General features: G+C 58.3%; 18 protein-coding genes. 9 read left to right on the top strand and 9 right to left on the bottom strand.

Annotated elements, in window-relative coordinates:
- Window positions 1–30 precede the first annotated feature (30 nt).
- The gene (locus QZW03_RS02380) at window positions 31–1,044 is read left to right on the top strand and encodes a M14 family zinc carboxypeptidase (RefSeq protein ID WP_296507965.1); all 1,014 of its coding nucleotides are present in this window, start codon (window positions 31–33) and stop codon (window positions 1,042–1,044) included.
- On the opposite strand, the gene QZW03_RS02375 is transcribed toward QZW03_RS02380, so the two are convergent.
- On the bottom strand, window positions 1,045–1,968 hold the full coding sequence (locus QZW03_RS02375) for an AEC family transporter (protein WP_296507964.1): 924 nt from the start codon (window positions 1,966–1,968) through the stop codon (window positions 1,045–1,047).
- A gap of 108 nt (window positions 1,969–2,076) precedes the next feature.
- Between QZW03_RS02375 and QZW03_RS02370 the strand changes: the two genes are divergently transcribed.
- Together QZW03_RS02370 and xerD are read left to right on the top strand one after the other, a co-directional pair.
- Window positions 2,077–3,039 (top strand): tripartite tricarboxylate transporter substrate binding protein BugE, encoded by a 963-nt coding sequence (locus tag QZW03_RS02370; RefSeq protein WP_296508307.1) that lies wholly within the window; start codon window positions 2,077–2,079, stop codon window positions 3,037–3,039.
- Window positions 3,039–3,935 (top strand): site-specific tyrosine recombinase XerD, encoded by an 897-nt coding sequence (gene xerD / locus QZW03_RS02365; RefSeq protein WP_296507963.1) that lies wholly within the window; start codon window positions 3,039–3,041, stop codon window positions 3,933–3,935. Before QZW03_RS02370 ends, xerD begins: the two co-directional genes overlap by 1 nt.
- An 8-nt stretch (window positions 3,936–3,943) precedes the next feature.
- On the opposite strand, the gene QZW03_RS02360 is transcribed toward xerD, so the two are convergent.
- Both QZW03_RS02360 and QZW03_RS02355 read right to left on the bottom strand, forming a co-directional pair.
- Complete coding sequence (locus QZW03_RS02360; RefSeq protein WP_296507962.1) at window positions 3,944–5,197, bottom strand: HDOD domain-containing protein; 1,254 nt, start codon at window positions 5,195–5,197, stop codon at window positions 3,944–3,946.
- Window positions 5,198–5,238: 41 nt separating this feature from the next.
- On the bottom strand, window positions 5,239–6,075 hold the full coding sequence (locus QZW03_RS02355; protein ID WP_296507961.1) for a ferritin-like domain-containing protein: 837 nt from the start codon (window positions 6,073–6,075) through the stop codon (window positions 5,239–5,241).
- Between the two features lie 37 nt (window positions 6,076–6,112).
- Here QZW03_RS02355 and QZW03_RS02350 point away from each other — a divergent pair, with 37 nt between their 5' ends.
- Together QZW03_RS02350 and QZW03_RS02345 are read left to right on the top strand one after the other, a co-directional pair.
- Window positions 6,113–6,637 carry a gamma carbonic anhydrase family protein gene (locus tag QZW03_RS02350; protein ID WP_296507960.1) on the top strand — a complete coding sequence of 175 codons (525 nt, stop codon included), beginning with the start codon at window positions 6,113–6,115 and terminating at the stop codon, window positions 6,635–6,637.
- A 41-nt stretch (window positions 6,638–6,678) separates the two neighbouring features.
- The gene (locus QZW03_RS02345; RefSeq protein ID WP_296507959.1) at window positions 6,679–7,668 is read left to right on the top strand and encodes an Hsp33 family molecular chaperone HslO; all 990 of its coding nucleotides are present in this window, start codon (window positions 6,679–6,681) and stop codon (window positions 7,666–7,668) included.
- On the opposite strand, the gene QZW03_RS02340 is transcribed toward QZW03_RS02345, so the two are convergent.
- The 5 genes from QZW03_RS02340 to QZW03_RS02320 all read right to left on the bottom strand — a co-directional run bounded on the left by QZW03_RS02340 (window position 7,665) and on the right by QZW03_RS02320 (window position 12,478).
- Window positions 7,665–8,312, bottom strand: a complete 648-nt coding sequence (locus QZW03_RS02340) for an ATP-binding protein (RefSeq protein ID WP_296507958.1) — start codon at window positions 8,310–8,312, stop codon at window positions 7,665–7,667. The genes QZW03_RS02345 and QZW03_RS02340 overlap by 4 nt on opposite strands.
- On the bottom strand, window positions 8,309–8,584 hold the full coding sequence (locus tag QZW03_RS02335; RefSeq protein ID WP_296507957.1) for a septum formation initiator family protein: 276 nt from the start codon (window positions 8,582–8,584) through the stop codon (window positions 8,309–8,311). The genes QZW03_RS02340 and QZW03_RS02335 overlap by 4 nt, the downstream gene beginning before the upstream one ends.
- A gap of 27 nt (window positions 8,585–8,611) precedes the next feature.
- Window positions 8,612–9,895, bottom strand: coding sequence for a phosphopyruvate hydratase (eno, locus tag QZW03_RS02330; protein ID WP_296507956.1), 1,284 nt, complete (start codon window positions 9,893–9,895; stop codon window positions 8,612–8,614).
- A 61-nt stretch (window positions 9,896–9,956) separates the two neighbouring features.
- Window positions 9,957–10,811: a 3-deoxy-8-phosphooctulonate synthase gene (gene kdsA, locus QZW03_RS02325; RefSeq protein ID WP_296507955.1), complete on the bottom strand. Its 855-nt coding sequence runs from the start codon at window positions 10,809–10,811 to the stop codon at window positions 9,957–9,959.
- Window positions 10,811–12,478: a CTP synthase gene (locus QZW03_RS02320; RefSeq protein WP_296507954.1), complete on the bottom strand. Its 1,668-nt coding sequence runs from the start codon at window positions 12,476–12,478 to the stop codon at window positions 10,811–10,813. The genes kdsA and QZW03_RS02320 overlap by 1 nt, the downstream gene beginning before the upstream one ends.
- A 118-nt stretch (window positions 12,479–12,596) precedes the next feature.
- Here QZW03_RS02320 and coaBC point away from each other — a divergent pair, with 118 nt between their 5' ends.
- The gene (gene coaBC / locus QZW03_RS02315; RefSeq protein WP_296507953.1) at window positions 12,597–13,811 is read left to right on the top strand and encodes a bifunctional phosphopantothenoylcysteine decarboxylase/phosphopantothenate--cysteine ligase CoaBC; all 1,215 of its coding nucleotides are present in this window, start codon (window positions 12,597–12,599) and stop codon (window positions 13,809–13,811) included.
- A gap of 9 nt (window positions 13,812–13,820) precedes the next feature.
- Window positions 13,821–14,267: a dUTP diphosphatase gene (dut, locus tag QZW03_RS02310; protein WP_296507951.1), complete on the top strand. Its 447-nt coding sequence runs from the start codon at window positions 13,821–13,823 to the stop codon at window positions 14,265–14,267.
- 5 nt (window positions 14,268–14,272) lie between these two features.
- Here the strand turns inward: dut and QZW03_RS02305 are convergent, their stop codons facing one another.
- Window positions 14,273–14,806 carry an FKBP-type peptidyl-prolyl cis-trans isomerase gene (locus QZW03_RS02305; protein ID WP_296507948.1) on the bottom strand — a complete coding sequence of 178 codons (534 nt, stop codon included), beginning with the start codon at window positions 14,804–14,806 and terminating at the stop codon, window positions 14,273–14,275.
- 16 nt (window positions 14,807–14,822) lie between these two features.
- Here QZW03_RS02305 and QZW03_RS02300 point away from each other — a divergent pair, with 16 nt between their 5' ends.
- Complete coding sequence (locus tag QZW03_RS02300; protein ID WP_296507946.1) at window positions 14,823–15,953, top strand: cupin domain-containing protein; 1,131 nt, start codon at window positions 14,823–14,825, stop codon at window positions 15,951–15,953.
- Window positions 15,940–16,440, top strand: coding sequence for a hypothetical protein (locus tag QZW03_RS02295; protein WP_296507943.1), 501 nt, complete (start codon window positions 15,940–15,942; stop codon window positions 16,438–16,440). The genes QZW03_RS02300 and QZW03_RS02295 overlap by 14 nt, the downstream gene beginning before the upstream one ends.
- Window positions 16,441–16,481: the final 41 nt, after the last annotated feature.

The following is a 16,481-nucleotide window of genomic DNA, read 5'->3' as shown; positions in this document are numbered from 1 at the left end:
GCGCTAAGCTGGCTGAAAACTGGAGACTCTGTGCCCTTCACTGCCTTGCCTGCGTTGGCTGAACTTGAGCGGATATTGCAACTTGCCGGAGACCGCGTTGAGGCGCGTGTGGTGCATGAAGTCGGCACTGAGGGCGGCGTGCTGCCGGTGTATGCCATTGCCATGGGCAACCCCGCTCCCGACGTGCCTGCGATCGGTTTTTTCGGGGGTGTGCACGGCCTGGAGCGCATCGGTACCGAGGTAGTGCTGGCCTTTCTGGGCAGCTTGGTGCAGCGCATGGCGTGGGACCACACCTTGCACCAGCAACTGCAAACCATGCGCATGGTGTTCATGCCCCTGGTCAACCCCGGCGGCATGCAGCGCGGCACACGCGCCAACCCGCAGGGGGTGGATCTGATGCGCAATGCACCGATTGACGCGCAGGAGCCGGTGCCCCCCTGGGTGGGCGGGCAGCGGGTGAGTGCCCGCATCCCGTGGTACCGTGGTGCGGTCGATTCACCGATGCAGCCGGAGTCGCAAGCGCTGTGCGACGTGGTGGAGGCTGAACTCACCCACCGGGCCTTCAGCATCTCCGTGGACTGTCATTCAGGCTTCGGCGTGCGGGACCGGCTGTGGTTTCCTTATGCGCACACGCGCCAACCCATATGCCATTTGGCGGAGATGTATGTGCTGCGGCGCATGTACCGGCAGAGCTACAGCCACCACCCTTATCTTTTTGAGCCCCAGAGCTTGCAGTACCTGACCCATGGTGACTTGTGGGATTACCTGCATACGCGTCTGCAGGATCCGGCCCGCCAGGTTTTCTTGCCCCTGACACTGGAGATGGGCTCGTGGCTCTGGATCAAGAAAAATCCGAGGCAGCTGTTCAGCCGCTACGGCATCTTCAACCCGCTGATCGGGCACCGCCAGGAGCGGGTGTTGCGGCGTCACATCACCTTGTTGGACTTCGTCTCACGGGCCGCGTGCAGTGCGACCAGCTGGCTGCCGCAGGGTGCCTACCGGCACGCTATGCACGCAGAGGCATTGGAGCGCTGGTACGGCTAGTTAGAGGCTGCGCAACAGCCCCAAGGCAAACGGCAGGCTCACGACTCCCAGCACGGTCGACAGGGTGACCAGCCCTGCGACGTAGGCTCCGTCGTACCCCATGCGGGCCGCCAGCACATAGCAGCTGGAGGCAGTGGGCAAGGCAGAAAACGCGAGAAGGACGGTGGTCTGGGCAGGGTCCAGACCGAAAACCCGCGACACCCCCCACGCGATGGCCGGTGCAATGGCATGGCGGATGGCCAGTACCGACACGGCCAGCGTCTTGGCGCGGGCGAGTGCCCCGAACTGCATGCCGGCGCCGGCTGCCATCAGCCCCATGGCGAGGGATGCCGCGCCCAACCGGGACACCGTGGGCTCCAGCCACACAGGTACCTGAAAGCCCAGCAGGTTGCTGGTGAGGCCGGCGACGGTGGCAATGATGAGCGGATTGCGGATCAACTCCCCCAAAAAGCCCCGCTGCGCATGCCGTGCCATAGGCCAAACGGCGGCCACGTTGAACAGCGGAACGCACACACCGATGAGCACCGCAATGTGTTGCAGCCCTTGGGGGCCAGCGATCCGCTCCGCGATGGCCAGGCCGATGAAGGAATTAAAACGGAAGGCCACCTGCGCACTGGCCGCGTGATCTCGCCCGTCGATGTAACGCCGCAGGCCCGGGAGGTAAGGCAACACATAAGCCAGGCCGATAGTCGCCAGGCCCAGCACCCACCCGGCACCAATGAGTCGCGAGGCGAGTTGCAGGTCCAGAGGGCTTTTCACAATGGAGTGAAACAGCAAGACCGGAAACAGCAGGTAATACACCAGAGCCTCGACCTTCTCCCAGAGGGGGCGGTTGAGCTGGGTGTAACGGCACACCAGGTAGCCGAGAAGAATGAGCGAAAAGTCGGGGAAGAGAAGCTGGGCGTAATTCACGCCGGTGAGCATATCAGCAGCCTTATGGTTCCTCCGCATAGACCGGGCGTCGTTTCACGCATTACCATGCGGTCAAGGCAAGCCTGTCGGATTTGCTTTGTTATTTTTGGAGACAACATGATGAAACGTCGTTTGATTCTGGCCTGCAGCCTGGTGGCGGCCTCCGGTGTGAGCATGGCGCAGACCTATCCCAACAAGCTGATCAAGTTGCAGGTGCCGTTTGCGCCCGGCGGTACCACCGACATCATTGCCCGCATCATTGCCGACCCTTTGGGCAAAGTGCTAGGGCAGAGCGTGGTGGTGGAAAACAAAGCGGGTGGCGGTGGCGTTGTCGGTGCTAACGAGACCGCCAAAGCCGTACCGGATGGCTATTCCCTGGGCATTGCCACGGTGTCCACGGTGGCCGCCAACCCGGCCATCAACCCGAAAAACCCCTACAATCCGCTCACCGACTTTTCGCCCATCATCAACATTGCAGCCACGCCCAACGTGATCGCGGTACACCCTAGTTTTCCCGCCAAGGATTACAAGGAATTTCTGGCCGAAATCAAGAAAAGTCCGGGCAAATACTCCTACGCCTCATCGGGCACCGGCGGTATCGGACACATGCAGACCGAGTTGTTCAAAAACCTGACGGGCGTGTTTATCACCCACATCCCCTACCGGGGTGCGGGTCCTGCACTGAACGACACCGTAGGCGGGCAGGTGCCTTTGATTTTTGACAACTTGCCCTCGGCATTGCCGTTCATCAATTCCAGCAAGCTGGTGCCCATTGTGGTGGCGGCGCCGCAGCGTTTGAGCCAGATGCCCAACGTGCCCACTTTCAAAGAGGTGGGGCTGGAGCCGGTGAACCGCATGGCGTTTTATGGCATTTACGGTCCCAAGGGCTTGCCCAAAGAGGTTGTCGACAAAATCAATGCGGGTGTGCGCAAGGTCTTGGAAGATCCCGCAGTCCGCAAGCGCATTGAAGACACGGGCTCCCTGGTCGTAGGCAACACGCCTGAGCAGTTCACGGCACAAATCAAAGCGGAGTTCGAGGTCTACAAAAAAGTGGTTGATTCCGCGAAGCTTCGCCTCGACTGATGGAGGGGGACGTTGCATCGGTAGATGCGTTTATCGATGCTTTGTGGCTGGAGGAGGGGCTCTCCAAGAATACCTTGGAGGCCTACCGCCGGGACCTGACCCTGTTCGCAGCGTCTTTGCCCGGCCGACCGTTGACGGACGCGCGCGAGTTGGACCTGCAGTCGTACTTTGCGGCGACCCACGCGCAAACCAAAGCCAGCACGGCGAACCGCCGCCTGACCGTTTTCAAAAGATACTTCCGCTGGGCGCTGCGTGAGAGATACATCGATCAGGACCCTACGCTGAAGCTGCAGCCTGCCAAGCAGGCGCTCAGGGTTCCCAAGACCCTCACGGAAGCACAAGTGGAAGCCCTCTTGAATGCGCCGGATGCCAACACTCCTTTGGGCGTGCGGGACAGAGCCATGTTGGAACTGATGTACGCCAGCGGCCTGCGGGTGAGCGAACTAGTGACCTTGCGGATGGTTCAATTGGGCCTGAACGAAGGGGTGCTAAGGGTCTCCGGAAAGGGCGGAAAAGAGCGCCTGGTTCCTTTTGGTGAGGTGGCGGGGCTATGGTTGCAGCGCTATCTGACGGGGTCCCGTGCCGAGCTTCTGGCCGGGCGACAGAGTGACGATGTCTTTGTGACTGTGCGTGGTGCCAAGTCGGGGAGTGCCATGTCACGCATCATGTTTTGGGGCATCGTCAAGCGCTATGCCTTGCAGGCTGGCGTGCGGGTTCCACTGTCTCCCCACACCTTGCGGCACGCGTTTGCCACGCATTTGTTGAACCATGGCGCCGACTTGCGTTCGGTGCAGATGCTGCTCGGGCATGCCGACATTTCGACCACCACGATTTACACCCATATCGCAAGGGACCGACTGGCAGCTTTGCATGCCAGGCACCACCCGCGCGGTTAGTGGGCGGGCTAGACGCTGCCCAAGGTGTCTGCCCACGCCATAGCTTGCAGGTGGGCCCAATTGATTTGTTTCTCCGTGAGTTGCAGTGTTTGCGCACAACGCGCAAAAGTGGCGTCGTCTCCGGTCTCGCAAGCCAGCACAAGCTGCAGGTAATCCGCCATGGGGCCCGATTGCTTGAGCAGCGCATCGGTCACGGATTCGGGTAAAGACAGGTTGGCCAGCGCTGAGTGCATAGGCATTCCCAGCAAGCTGTCCAGCAGGGAAAAAATCCCAATCACGAAGGCGTTGTCGCAGTCCTCCGGCGGTAGGGTTTCTGCCGCCAGCAATTCCATGAGCCGACCGCGAATGACTGCCGTGGTGCCGATAGCAGGAGCCTGTCCATTGCCTGTGGAGGTCGTCATCAGCAGGGCGGCCCATTTGAAAAGCCGATTGAGGCCCAGCAACATCACCGCGTGCTTGAACGAGGTGACCTCGGTGCGCAGTCCAAAACCTGCGGAGTTGATAAAACGCAATAGATTGAACGAGAGGGATGGATCCCGCTTCAAAACGTCTTCAATCTCGGCGGTGCTGGCTTGCTTGCGCACCAGATTGATCAATTGAAGGATGGCCGCCTGACCCGGCCGCATGCTCTGCCCTTCGATGAGAGTGGGCCTTGCGAACCAGTAGCCTTGAAAGAGGCCGACGCCCATTTCTTTGAGTTGTAAGTACTGTGACTCTGTCTCCACTTTTTCTGCAATTAGTTTCACCTTCGGGTTCTTGGCTTGCGCCAGACGCACAAAAGATTGAATGGAGGAAGGCTTCAGAGTGCTCAGGTCGAATTTGATATACGTGGCAAGCGGTAGCCATTCTTGATAGGAGTGGGTCAGTACCGAGTAGTCAAAAGCGAGTTTGAAGCCCCGCGCGTGCAGGCTTTGTAAGGTGGGTAATCGAAGCGATATCTGGTTCAACTGCGATGCTGGAATAGAAGGAATCTCCAGGACACAGTGCTCCGGCGCCACGAGATCTAAATGGCCGCCGGCCAGACTATCGTGGGTGCAATTGATGAAGAGCAGAGTTTTTCCAACCCATGTTTCGCCTTCTGCGAGAGACAACAGATTGAACAACATCTGGGCATCTGACGAAGCGGTGTGTTCCCTGTTGTGCACGCTGCGATCAAAGAGCTCATACCCTGCGATGGATCGGCTGATGTCGACGATGGCCTGTCGGGCTAGCGAAATCGTTGCAGTTCCGGCAGAAACGAGAGTTTGATCAGTGGAATGCATGGGTGAGTCTCTTGGCAGTCGTATAGGCAGAAAAGTCCATTCTAGGTGGGCTGCAGGCGGTGGGCTGGAGGGAAATTGAGGCCCGCATCATGGTCCAGCTTCTGGAGCTCTGCGGCGGTAAAGCCGGCGGCTTTGCGCGCTACATAGTTGAAGGGGGGCTTGGGGCGCGGTGCGGCATATTGCAACGCTGCCTGTGCGTAGAAGGCGTCTGCATCGAGCTGATCACGGGTGCACAGCCAGCGGTACCAATGGTTGCCAATGGCCACATGGCCGACTTCTTCGCTCAGGATGATGTCGAGAATGGCGTACGCCTCTAAGGCCGCGGTTGTACCTACTTTTTTGAGTTTGGCTTGCACCAATGGAGTGGCATCCAGGCCACGGGCTTCCATGGTGCGGGGCACCAGTGCCATGCGGGCCACGATGTCTTCCGCCGTGTTGCGACAGACGGTCCACAGGCCTGTATGGGCCGGAAAATCTCCATAACGGTGGCCGAGGCCTTCCAAGTGCCCGGAAAGCAGCGTGAAGTGTCGGGCCTCTTCTGCGGCGACCTTAGCCCAGTCCAGGTAAAACTGTTCCGGCATCCGGGGGTAGCGCCATATGCAGTCCAATGCGAGGTTGATGGCGTTGAACTCAATGTGCGCAATCGAGTGCATCAGGGCCGCATGCCCCAAGGGCGTGAATGGCGAACGTCGCGGAACTTCTTTGGGGTCCACCAGGTCCGGTCGCTCCGGTCGGCCCGGCTGATCGGGCGCGACGAATTGCCGTTCCGGATCCACCTGCATGGCGGTTTGCGATGACTGCAGCGCTAATGCAAGTTGCGCTTTTTGCTTCGGCAAGTCCGCCTGAAAGGCCTTGAGGGCGCGTTCTCTGAGTTCCATACTTACAATTCTAGTTTTTTGCAGAGTGAGGTTCCGGATGGCGGTCTATGAGCTCGAAGGCAAATCGCCTGCGCTTTCCACGGGTGTCTGGATCGCCGACAGTGCCGAAGTGATCGGCGCAGTTGAAATTGGCGAAGATGCCAATATATGGTTTGGTGCGGTGGTGCGGGGCGACACGGAAACTATCCGTATCGGCGCTGGCACCAACATCCAGGATGCCAGCGTATTGCATGCCGACGTGGGCAAGCCGCTCAAGATCGGTGACAACGTCACCGTAGGACATCAGGTGATGTTGCATGGTTGCACTATCGGCGATGGATCCCTCATCGGAATCGGTGCAGTCGTGCTGAATGGAGCCCGTATCGGCAAAGGTTGCCTGGTGGGGGCTGGCGCGCTCGTCACGGAAGGCAAGGAATTTCCTGACGGCAGCATGATTATTGGTAGCCCGGCCAAAGCGGTGCGGGAGTTGACGCAAGAACAGCAGCAAGGGCTGGTGGCCAGCGCCAAACACTACGTCGAAAATGCGCGACGTTTCAGGAACAGCCTGAAGAAAATCGCCTAGTGACCTGCCCCGCAAGGGGCTTATTTTTTTGGAGAAGGTGCATGTCTGAACTGCACAAGTTTTTATTTGATGGTTTGCCGGTGCGCGGAGCCATTGTGCGTCTGACAGATACCTGGCAGGAGATATTGCGTCGTCGCGCCTCAAGCACCGAGCACGGGGCTTATCCAGAGCCGGTGCAGCGCTTGTTAGGCGAGATCACCGCTGCAGCGACACTGATGCAATCCAACATCAAATTCGATGGTGCCTTGATTTTGCAGATTTTTGGCGATGGCCCGGTGAAGCTGGCTGTCACAGAAATCCAGCCTGATTTCAAAATCCGCTCGACCGCCACCGTCGCGGGGGAGATTGCCCCCGGCTTGCCATTGAGCCAGATGGTGAACGCCCACAACGAGGGGCGTTGCGCAATTACCTTGGACCCTACGACCAAGTTCCCCGGTCAGCAGCCCTACCAGGGTGTAGTTCCCCTGTTTGACGATACCGGCAAACCGCTTGAACACATCAGCGAAGTGCTGGAGCACTACATGCTGCAAAGTGAACAGCTAGACACCACGCTGGTGCTGGCTGCCAATGACAAGTTGGCGGCGGGTTTATTGATTCAGCGCCTGCCGATGCAAGGCGAGGGCAATCTTTCCGGAAGCATGGTGTCCAGAGAAAATGAAGATGAAATCGGGCTCAACGAGCACTACAACCGCATCGCTATTCTGGCCAAGAGCTTGAAGACCGAAGAGCTGCTGGAGCTGGATGTCGACACCATTTTGCGCCGCCTTTTCTGGGAAGAAACCATAGTCCGATTTGAGCCACTGAGTGGTGAGACTGCCCCACGCTTCAGCTGCAACTGCAGCCGCGAGCGTGTCGGCAAAATGATTGTCGGGCTCGGACGTGAAGAGGCCGAGAGCATTCTCGCGGAACGCAGCGATATTGAGGTCGCTTGTGAGTTTTGTGGCGTGCAGTACCGGTTTGACCCTGTGGACGCTGCGCAATTGTTCACAGAGGCCGTGCATCTGCAGCACGGCCCCGCCGGGTCGCACTAGCCGGCCAGCAGCGACCTGAAGAGTTGGTGCTCGCAGGTCGCGTCAGAGCATTTTTCGCAGCGCCCCAGCCAGCGGGCGTATTGCTCTGCGGCTTGCCCATCGTCTGCCTTGTGGTCGGGGTGCACGATCCGCAAGGCTGCCTCTAAGCGCAAGGGTCCGGTGCCCCACACCATGGAGTATCGGATGTTGTGCTCCTGAAGCACGGATTGCAGCCGCTGATGAAACGCTTGTTGACCTTCGGGGCTATCACGTTGGTGGCCATCGGCAACCCATGGCAAGTCCAAGCCCGTGACGAGCACATGGGTGAAAGTGCGGAGGTCATCCAGTGCATCCGGATACAAGCTGGTGTCTTGGAACAGCAGGTCGCTGTAGATGGCGGTTATCAGCGCGGTGGTGTCTGTCACGACCACTGGGCCGCTGGCCGCGCCAATGCGCCGAGTTTGCTCATGGGCAATTCGGGCTTGCTCATCTGGCCGCGGCGTCCTTTGGTGCAGATCGCACCATTCCCGTAAAAATTCAGAGATGGCAATGCAAGGTGTCCCGGCTGCTTGTAGTGCCTGGGTCAGGCTTTGCACGAGGGTGCTCTTGCCGGTGGATTCTGCGCCGAGAACCGCTATCTTCATACCCATGACCTTCCGGTTCATCGGGCGATTTGAACGTAGATTTCGTTCGTTTTGACCATGCCCAATTCAGACCGGGCTTTTTCTTCCACGATTTCCAGACCCTCTTTCAGGTCGTGGATTTCAGCTTCCAGCCGCTCATTGGCTTGCGAGGCCTGGGCATTGAGCTGCTTTTGCTCTTCAAGTTGCTTGGATAGACGGGCTACGTCCGGAATGCTTCCACGACCGAACCACAGCTGTCCATGCAGGATCAGCAGAAGTGAAATCAACATGACAGGGACCCAGCGGTTTCCCATGGCGGTGGTTCGGTCGCAGAGAGCTGCTTAGCGCAGGTTATAGAACGCAGCGCGGCCGGGGTACACGGCAACATCACCCAAGTCTTCTTCGATCCGAAGCAATTGGTTGTACTTGGCCATGCGGTCGGAACGGCTCAGGGAGCCGGTCTTGATTTGACCCGCATTGGTGCCCACAGCGATGTCAGAGATGGTGGAGTCTTCTGTCTCACCGGAGCGGTGGCTGATGACGGCGGTGTAACCGGCGCGCTTTGCCATTTCGATGGCCGCAAAGGTTTCAGACAAAGTGCCGATCTGGTTGATCTTGATCAGGATCGAGTTGGCAATGCCTTTGTCGATGCCTTCTTTCAAAATCTTGGTGTTGGTCACGAACAAGTCGTCACCCACGATCTGAACCTTGGCGCCCAAGCGGTCGGTCAGAACTTTCCAGCCATCCCAGTCGCCTTCGGCCATGCCGTCTTCTATGCTGATGATGGGGTACTTGTCGACCCAGGTAGCCAGCATGTCGGTCCATTCCTGGGCGGTCAGGCTCAGGCCTTCGCCTTCCAGCTCGTACTTGCCGTCTTTGTAGAACTCGGAAGCTGCGCAGTCCAGACCCAGAGCGATTTGTTCACCTGCGACATAGCCGGCTTTGTCGATCGCTTGCAGGATCATCTGGATGGCTGCTTCGTGGTTGGCTACGTTGGGAGCAAAGCCGCCTTCGTCGCCCACCGCAGTGCTGATGCCCTGGTCGTGCAGAATTTTCTTCAGCGCGTGGAACACTTCGGCACCCCAGCGCAGGGCTTCGCGGAAGCTGGGCGCGCCTACGGGGATGATCATCAACTCTTGCAAGTCCAAGTTGTTGTTAGCGTGTTCGCCGCCGTTCATGACGTTCATCATCGGAACGGGCATCTGAACGCTGCCCATGCCGCCGAAATAGCGGTACAAAGGCAGGCCGGCTTCTTCCGCGGCTGCGCGGGCAACCGCCATGGAGACTGCCAGCATCGCGTTCGCGCCGAGGCGGGACTTGTTTTCAGTACCGTCCAAGTCAATCAATGTTTTGTCGAGGAAGGCTTGTTCAGAAGCATCCAGGCCCAAAACGGCCTCAGAGATTTCGGTATTGATGTGTTCAACAGCCTTGAGCACGCCCTTGCCGAGATAGCGCTTTTTGTCGCCATCACGCAGCTCAATCGCTTCGCGGGATCCGGTGGAAGCGCCGGATGGCACGGCCGCGCGGCCCATGGTGCCGGATTCCAGCAGAACGTCGCACTCAACGGTGGGGTTGCCGCGGGAGTCCAGAATTTCCCGGCCGACGATGTCAACAATTGCGCTCATTAGTTTCTTTCCAGTTCAAAAACACACAAACAAAAAACGTCAAATCCCATCTTGCCGCCAATTACTCAAAATTGGCTTCGAGTAATGGGGTTTTTTTGGTTACGGAATCCAACGCCACCAAGGTTTCCAGCAACGCTTTCATGTGCCGCAAGGGCACTGCATTGGGGCCATCGGACCATGCTTCGGCCGGGCGCGGATGGGTTTCCATAAACAGACCGGCAACACCGGCTGCAACACCGGCACGCGCCAGCACCGGCACCATGTCGCGCGCACCACCACTGCTGCCACCGAGACCGCCCGGTTTTTGGACCGAATGCGTAACGTCGAAAACCACGGGGGCGCCGGACTTGCGCATCTCGGCCAGGCTGGTCATATCTGCTACCAGATTGTTGTATCCGAAGCTCACGCCCCGTTCACAGGCCAGAAAGCTGTCGGGCGACAATCCGGCTTCTTCTGCGGCAGCGCGGGCTTTGTCGATCACGTTCTTCATGTCCCAAGGGGCCAAGAACTGGCCCTTCTTGATATTGACGGGCTTGCCGGACTGGGCCACAGCCCGAATGAAATCCGTCTGGCGGCACAGAAATGCCGGCGTTTGCAACACGTCTACCACGCTAGCGACTTCTGCAATGTGGGATTCATCGTGGACATCGGTCAAAATGGGCAACTGGAGTTGCTTGCGGACCTCATCCAGAATCTTCAAACCTGCGTCGATTCCGACACCGCGTTTACTGGTGCCGGAGGAGCGATTGGCCTTGTCGAACGAGCCCTTGTAGATCAAGGGAATGCCGAGGCCGGAGCACGCTTCCTTGAGCTTGCCTGCCACCTCGATGGACATTTCCAGCCCTTCAATCGAGCAAGTGCCCGCAATCAAAAAGAATGGCCGGTCTAGACCGATTTCAAAGCCGCAGAGTTTCATTAAGCAACCGCTTTCAAATTCTTACCGCCGTTCTGATGCTCCACCGCTGCTTTGATAAATGCATTGAACAAAGGATGACCGTCCCACGGTGTGGACTTGAACTCGGGGTGGAACTGAACGCCCACGTACCAAGGGTGAACGTTTTGCGGCAACTCCACAATTTCGGTCAACTGCTCACGCTGGGTCAGCGCGGAGATCACGAGTCCGGAGGCCCGCAATGCGTCGAGGTAGTTCACGTTGGCTTCATAACGGTGGCGATGGCGCTCGGTCACCACGTCTCCGTAGATCTTGTGTGCCAGCGTGTTTTGCGCCACGTCGGAGCTTTGAGCTCCCAAACGCATGGTTCCGCCGAGGTCTGAGTTGGCATCCCTAGTTTTGATGGTGCCGTCGGCGTCTTTCCACTCGGTAATCAGGGCGATCACTGGATAGGGGCAGTCGGGCTCAAACTCGGTGCTGTTGGCTTCTTTCAAGCCAGCGACATGACGGGCAAATTCAATCGTAGCGACCTGCATTCCCAAGCAAATGCCGAGGTAGGGCACTTTGTTTTCGCGGGCAAAGCGTGCGGTGCTGATCTTGCCTTCAATACCGCGCTTACCGAAGCCTCCGGGGACCAGAATCGCGTCGTACTTGGCTAGTTGGTTGGCAGTGCTGGACTCGATGGTTTCTGAGTCCACGTGCTCGATCTTGACTCGCACGTGGTTCTTCATGCCCGCGTGGCGCAAGGCTTCGTTGACAGACTTGTAGCTGTCCGTGAGGTCCACGTACTTACCCACCATGGCAATGGTGACTTCGCCTTGTGGATTCGCAGTTTCGTGGACAAGGTCGTCCCAGCGCTTGAGGTTGGCCGGTGGGGTGTTCAGGCGCAGCTTGTCACAAATGAGGCCATCCAAGCCTTGTTCGTGCAGCATGCGGGGGACTTTGTAGATGGTGTCTACGTCCCACATGGAGATCACGCCCCACTCTGGTACGTTGGAGAACAGGGAGATTTTGGCGCGTTCTTCGTCGGGAATGGGCCGGTCAGCACGGCACAGCAAGGCATCTGCCTGGATGCCGATTTCACGCAATTGCTTGGCAGTGTGCTGGGTAGGTTTGGTTTTCAGCTCGCCAGCTGCCGCAATCCAAGGCAAGTAGCTCAGGTGCACAAAGGCGCTGTTGTTCGGGCCGAGTTTCAAACTCATTTGGCGAACGGCTTCCAAGAACGGCAGGGATTCAATGTCGCCGACGGTGCCGCCGATTTCGACAATGGCTACATCCACCGCGTCGGGTTCTCCGAAGCGCGCGCCACGTTTGACGAACTCTTGGATCTCGTTGGTGACGTGCGGAATGACCTGCACTGTTTTGCCGAGGTAGTCGCCGCGCCGCTCTTTGTCGAGCACGCTCTTGTAAATCTGACCGGTGGTGAAGTTGTTGGTCTTGCGCATGCGCGTTTCAATGAAACGCTCATAGTGGCCGAGATCCAAGTCCGTTTCCGCGCCGTCGTCGGTGACGAACACCTCGCCGTGTTGCAGGGGAGACATGGTCCCGGGGTCAACGTTGAGGTAGGGGTCCAGCTTGATGAGGGTGACTGTCAGGCCCCGCGATTCCAAGATCGCAGCAAGGGAGGCTGAGGCGATTCCCTTTCCAAGGGAAGACACCACACCGCCGGTGACGAAGACAAATTTGGTCATGTCAGGGGCGAACTCGAGGGTTCGATGAGGTGGTAAAGCGAGATTATAGGCGTCTGCTACATTGCGGCGGTCTGCGACAGTGCCGTTGTGCTGTGCGCCATCAAGAAATGAGTACGACATGGACCTTACCGGTAAGCATATTGTTCTGGGTTTGACCGGCGGAATCGCCTGCTACAAGGCGGCTGAACTTTGCCGTGCGCTGATTAAGCAAGGCGCGACGGTGCAGGTCGTAATGACCGAGGCTGCGGCGCAATTCATCACGCCGGTGACCATGCAGGCGCTGAGCAACCGCCCGGTGTTTGATTCGCAGTGGGATGCCCGCGAACGCAACAACATGCCGCACATCAATTTAAGCCGCGAGGCGGATGCGATTCTGATAGCCCCTTGCAGTGCCGACTTTATGGCCAAACTCTTGCATGGGCGTGCCGACGATTTGCTAAGCTTGATGTGCCTAGCCAGACCCATAGACATTGTCCCACTCATCGTCGCTCCCGCCATGAACCGGGAGATGTGGAGCCACCCGGCCACACAACGCAACTTAAAGCAGCTTCGCGAAGATGGAACCCATGTTCTCGGGGTCGGCAATGGAGACCAAGCCTGCGGAGAGACGGGCGATGGTCGGATGCTGGAGCCGGAAGAATTGCTGCAAGATGTGATTGCATTTTTCCAACCCAAACTCCTGGCAGGGCACAAGGTCGTAGTGACTGCGGGTCCTACGTTTGAGGCTATCGATCCGGTGCGGGGCATCACCAATCTATCGAGTGGAAAAATGGGGTTCGCGATTGCCCGTGCAGCACAGGAAGCCGGTGCGGAGGTAACACTTGTAGCGGGACCGGTTGCTCAGGCAACACCGCGCGGTGTTGCGCGTGTCGATGTGAGATCTGCATTAAATATGCGTTCAGCCCTTATGGAAATTGCGAATGATGCTACTATTTTTATAGCAACCGCTGCCGTTGCGGACTGGCGGCCTGCGACAGCCGCTGATCAGAAACTCAAGAAAGACGGCTCGGGGACTACCCCGCAGTTGGAGTTTGTCGAGAACCCGGACATCTTGGCAGAGGTGGCCTCCAGCGCGCGCGCGGTGGATGGGGCTTTGTTTTGCGTGGGGTTTGCTGCTGAGAGTCACGACCTGTTGGCCCATGCAAGCGCGAAGCGCCTGCGTAAAAAAGTGCCTCTGCTGGTGGGCAACATCGGCCCCGCAACCTTCGGCCAGGACGACAATGCGCTGCTGCTGGTAGATGCCGAAGGCGCTACCGAACTACCGCGAAATAACAAACTTCAGCTGGCGCGCCAGTTGGTGGCAGAAATTGCCAAGCGCCTTCATTCCCATTGAAAGACTTTCATGAAAATCGACGTCAAGATCATTGACTCCCGCTTGCAGGACAACCTGCCTACTTACGCGACACCCGGCAGCGCCGGCCTTGATTTGCGAGCCTGCCTGGATGCGCCTCTGACGCTTGCGCCTAACGCTTGGCAACTCGTGCCGACCGGCATGGCTATTTATCTTGAAGATCCGGCCTATGCCGCTTTAATCTTGCCTCGCTCCGGCTTGGGGCATAAGCACGGTATCGTGCTGGGCAATCTGGTGGGTTTGATCGATAGCGATTACCAAGGGCAGCTCATGGTGAGTGCCTGGAATCGCAGCGAAGTGCCATTTACGATCGAGCCGATGGAGCGCATCGCCCAGCTCATGATCGTCCCGGTAGTGCAGGCCCAATTCAATGTGGTGACCGAATTCCCCGCGTCACAGCGCGGGGAGGGCGGCTACGGTTCTACCGGAAAAGCTTGATCGACTCAGTGCAGGTGTCCGCTCCCGGGCCCTTGCTCGTGCAGGGGCTGAATGCGGAAAAAGCCGGTACCCAGCGTTCCGGAACCGATTTCTTCCTCAGTGGCTTCGCGCACTGACTCCACCTTCATCTGGATGCGGATGGCGATGCCTGCCAGCGGGTGATTGCCGTCCAGTACCACGTGCTCAGGGTAAATGTCGGTGATGGTATAGAGCGCATCTTTGGGGGCATCAGGGTTGCAGCCCTCAGGCAAGGCATAGCCCTCCAATGTCAGGCCCTCCTGCAAGTCGGCCGGGAAGAGTGTCCTTGGCTCCAGAAAAATCAGTTGGTCATTGAAGTCGCCAAACGCTTGTTCAGGCTCAATTTGCAATTGCAGCTTGTCCCCGGCAACATGGCCTTGGAGCGCCTCTTCGATCGGAGGCAGCAAATCGTTTCCGCCCAACAAAAACTCAACCGGCTCGTCCAAAACGTCCAGCTCTTCGCCCAAAGTGTCTTTCAGCGTCCATGTCAGGGCAACGACGCATTGTGTGGTGATTTCCATAGGCGAGAATTGTCCCATGAACATCCAAACCCCTCTCCAGCTGCTAGGCGGCATCAGCCCGGAAACCTTTATGCAGCGCTACTGGCACAAAAAGCCGCTGGTGATCCGTCAGGCAATACCCGGTTTTGAGCCATTGCTCGAACGTATTGAGTTACTGGAACTCGCCGCCCAGGAAGAAGTGGAGTCGCGTCTGGTCGTTCAGGGTGCCCCGGGGAAAAGTGACGCCTGGAAATTCAAGCATGGTCCCTTTGCCCGCAAGTCCCTCCCTCCTCTCAAACAAGCCGGCTGGACCCTGCTGGTTCAGGGTGTCGATGCCCATGACGAGCGGGTGCATGCCTTGATCAACCAATTCCGTTTCGTGCCGGATGCCCGCCTGGACGACCTGATGATCAGTTACGCCACCGACCAAGGCGGCGTCGGGCCCCATTTCGATAGCTACGACGTGTTTCTGTTGCAGGCTCAGGGTCGTCGCCGGTGGAGGATCGGTCGACAAAAAGACCTGTCCCTGGTGCCGGATATGCCACTCAAAATTCTTGCTAACTTTGAACCTGAGGAGGAGTTCGTGCTGGAGCCTGGGGACATGTTGTACCTGCCGCCAAAATACGCCCACGATGGCATAGCCGAAGTGGAGTGCATGACGTATTCCATCGGTTTTCGCTCACCATCTCAGGCTGAGTTAGCTCAAGAGGTTTTGCAGCGTATTGCAGAGCAGGCCATGGATGACCTTCCGGCCAGCCTCTACGCCGACCCGAAGCAGGCCGCGGTTGAGGCTCATGGTGAGCTGCCACCGGCCATGCTCGACTTTGCCCAAGCCGCTGTGCAGTCTGCGCTAAAAGACCCGAAAGCCATCTCCAGGGCCTTAGGGGAATACCTCAGTGAGCCCAAGTCCAACGTGTGGTTCGATGGCGAAGGCCAGGAGGTCGAAGCTGCAGTGCGCCTAGACCGGCGTACACGCATGCTCTACGACGAACACCACGTCTTTATCAACGGCGAGAGCTTCAATGCAGCAGGGCGTGATGCCCAGCTCATGAAGCGGCTGGCCGATACACGACTGCTTGACTGGAAGGATGTACAGCGCTTGAGCGAAGGCGCGCGCGACCTCGTGCAAGAGTGGTGCGATGCGGGTTGGCTGCATGTTGAGTCATGAAGGCGCATTCCCTCTGGAGGGGCGCTTTGAAGGTCCCTCGGAGTTTGCGCAAGCCTTGCGCGGCGGCATCCAGCTTGCCCGGGCCCAGCAATGGAAGCACATGGTCTGGTGCGATGTGGATTTTGTGAATTGGCCACTGCGCGAAAAGGCCGTGGTGGAAGCGCTGCACGAATGGGCGGGCGCGGGGCGTACCCTGACACTTTTGGCCAAGCGCTACCAGCAGGTCACACTGCTTCACCCGCGTTTTGTGCAGTGGCGGGTCACCTGGAGTCATTTGGTGGACGCGCGGGTGGTCAAGCATCTTGATGATGCGGAACTCCCCAGCGCTTTCTTGGGCCCGCAGTGGTATTTGCACCGGAGAGACCCTGTCCGATCAGTAGGGGTTTGGGGGCAGGAGCCCCGCAGCCGGGTCGAATTGAAAGAAACGTTAGACGAGTGCTTTCGCCAAAGTTCGCCGGGGTTTCCTGCAAGCACTTTAGGGCTTTGAGTTCAAAGAGGGTTTACCCGAGTGCACTGTTTTGGGTCTTG

Source organism: Rhodoferax sp., assembly GCF_013297935.1.
GTDB lineage: Bacteria > Pseudomonadota > Gammaproteobacteria > Burkholderiales > Burkholderiaceae_C > Allorhodoferax.
This window is presented reverse-complemented; position numbering and strand designations above follow the sequence as displayed.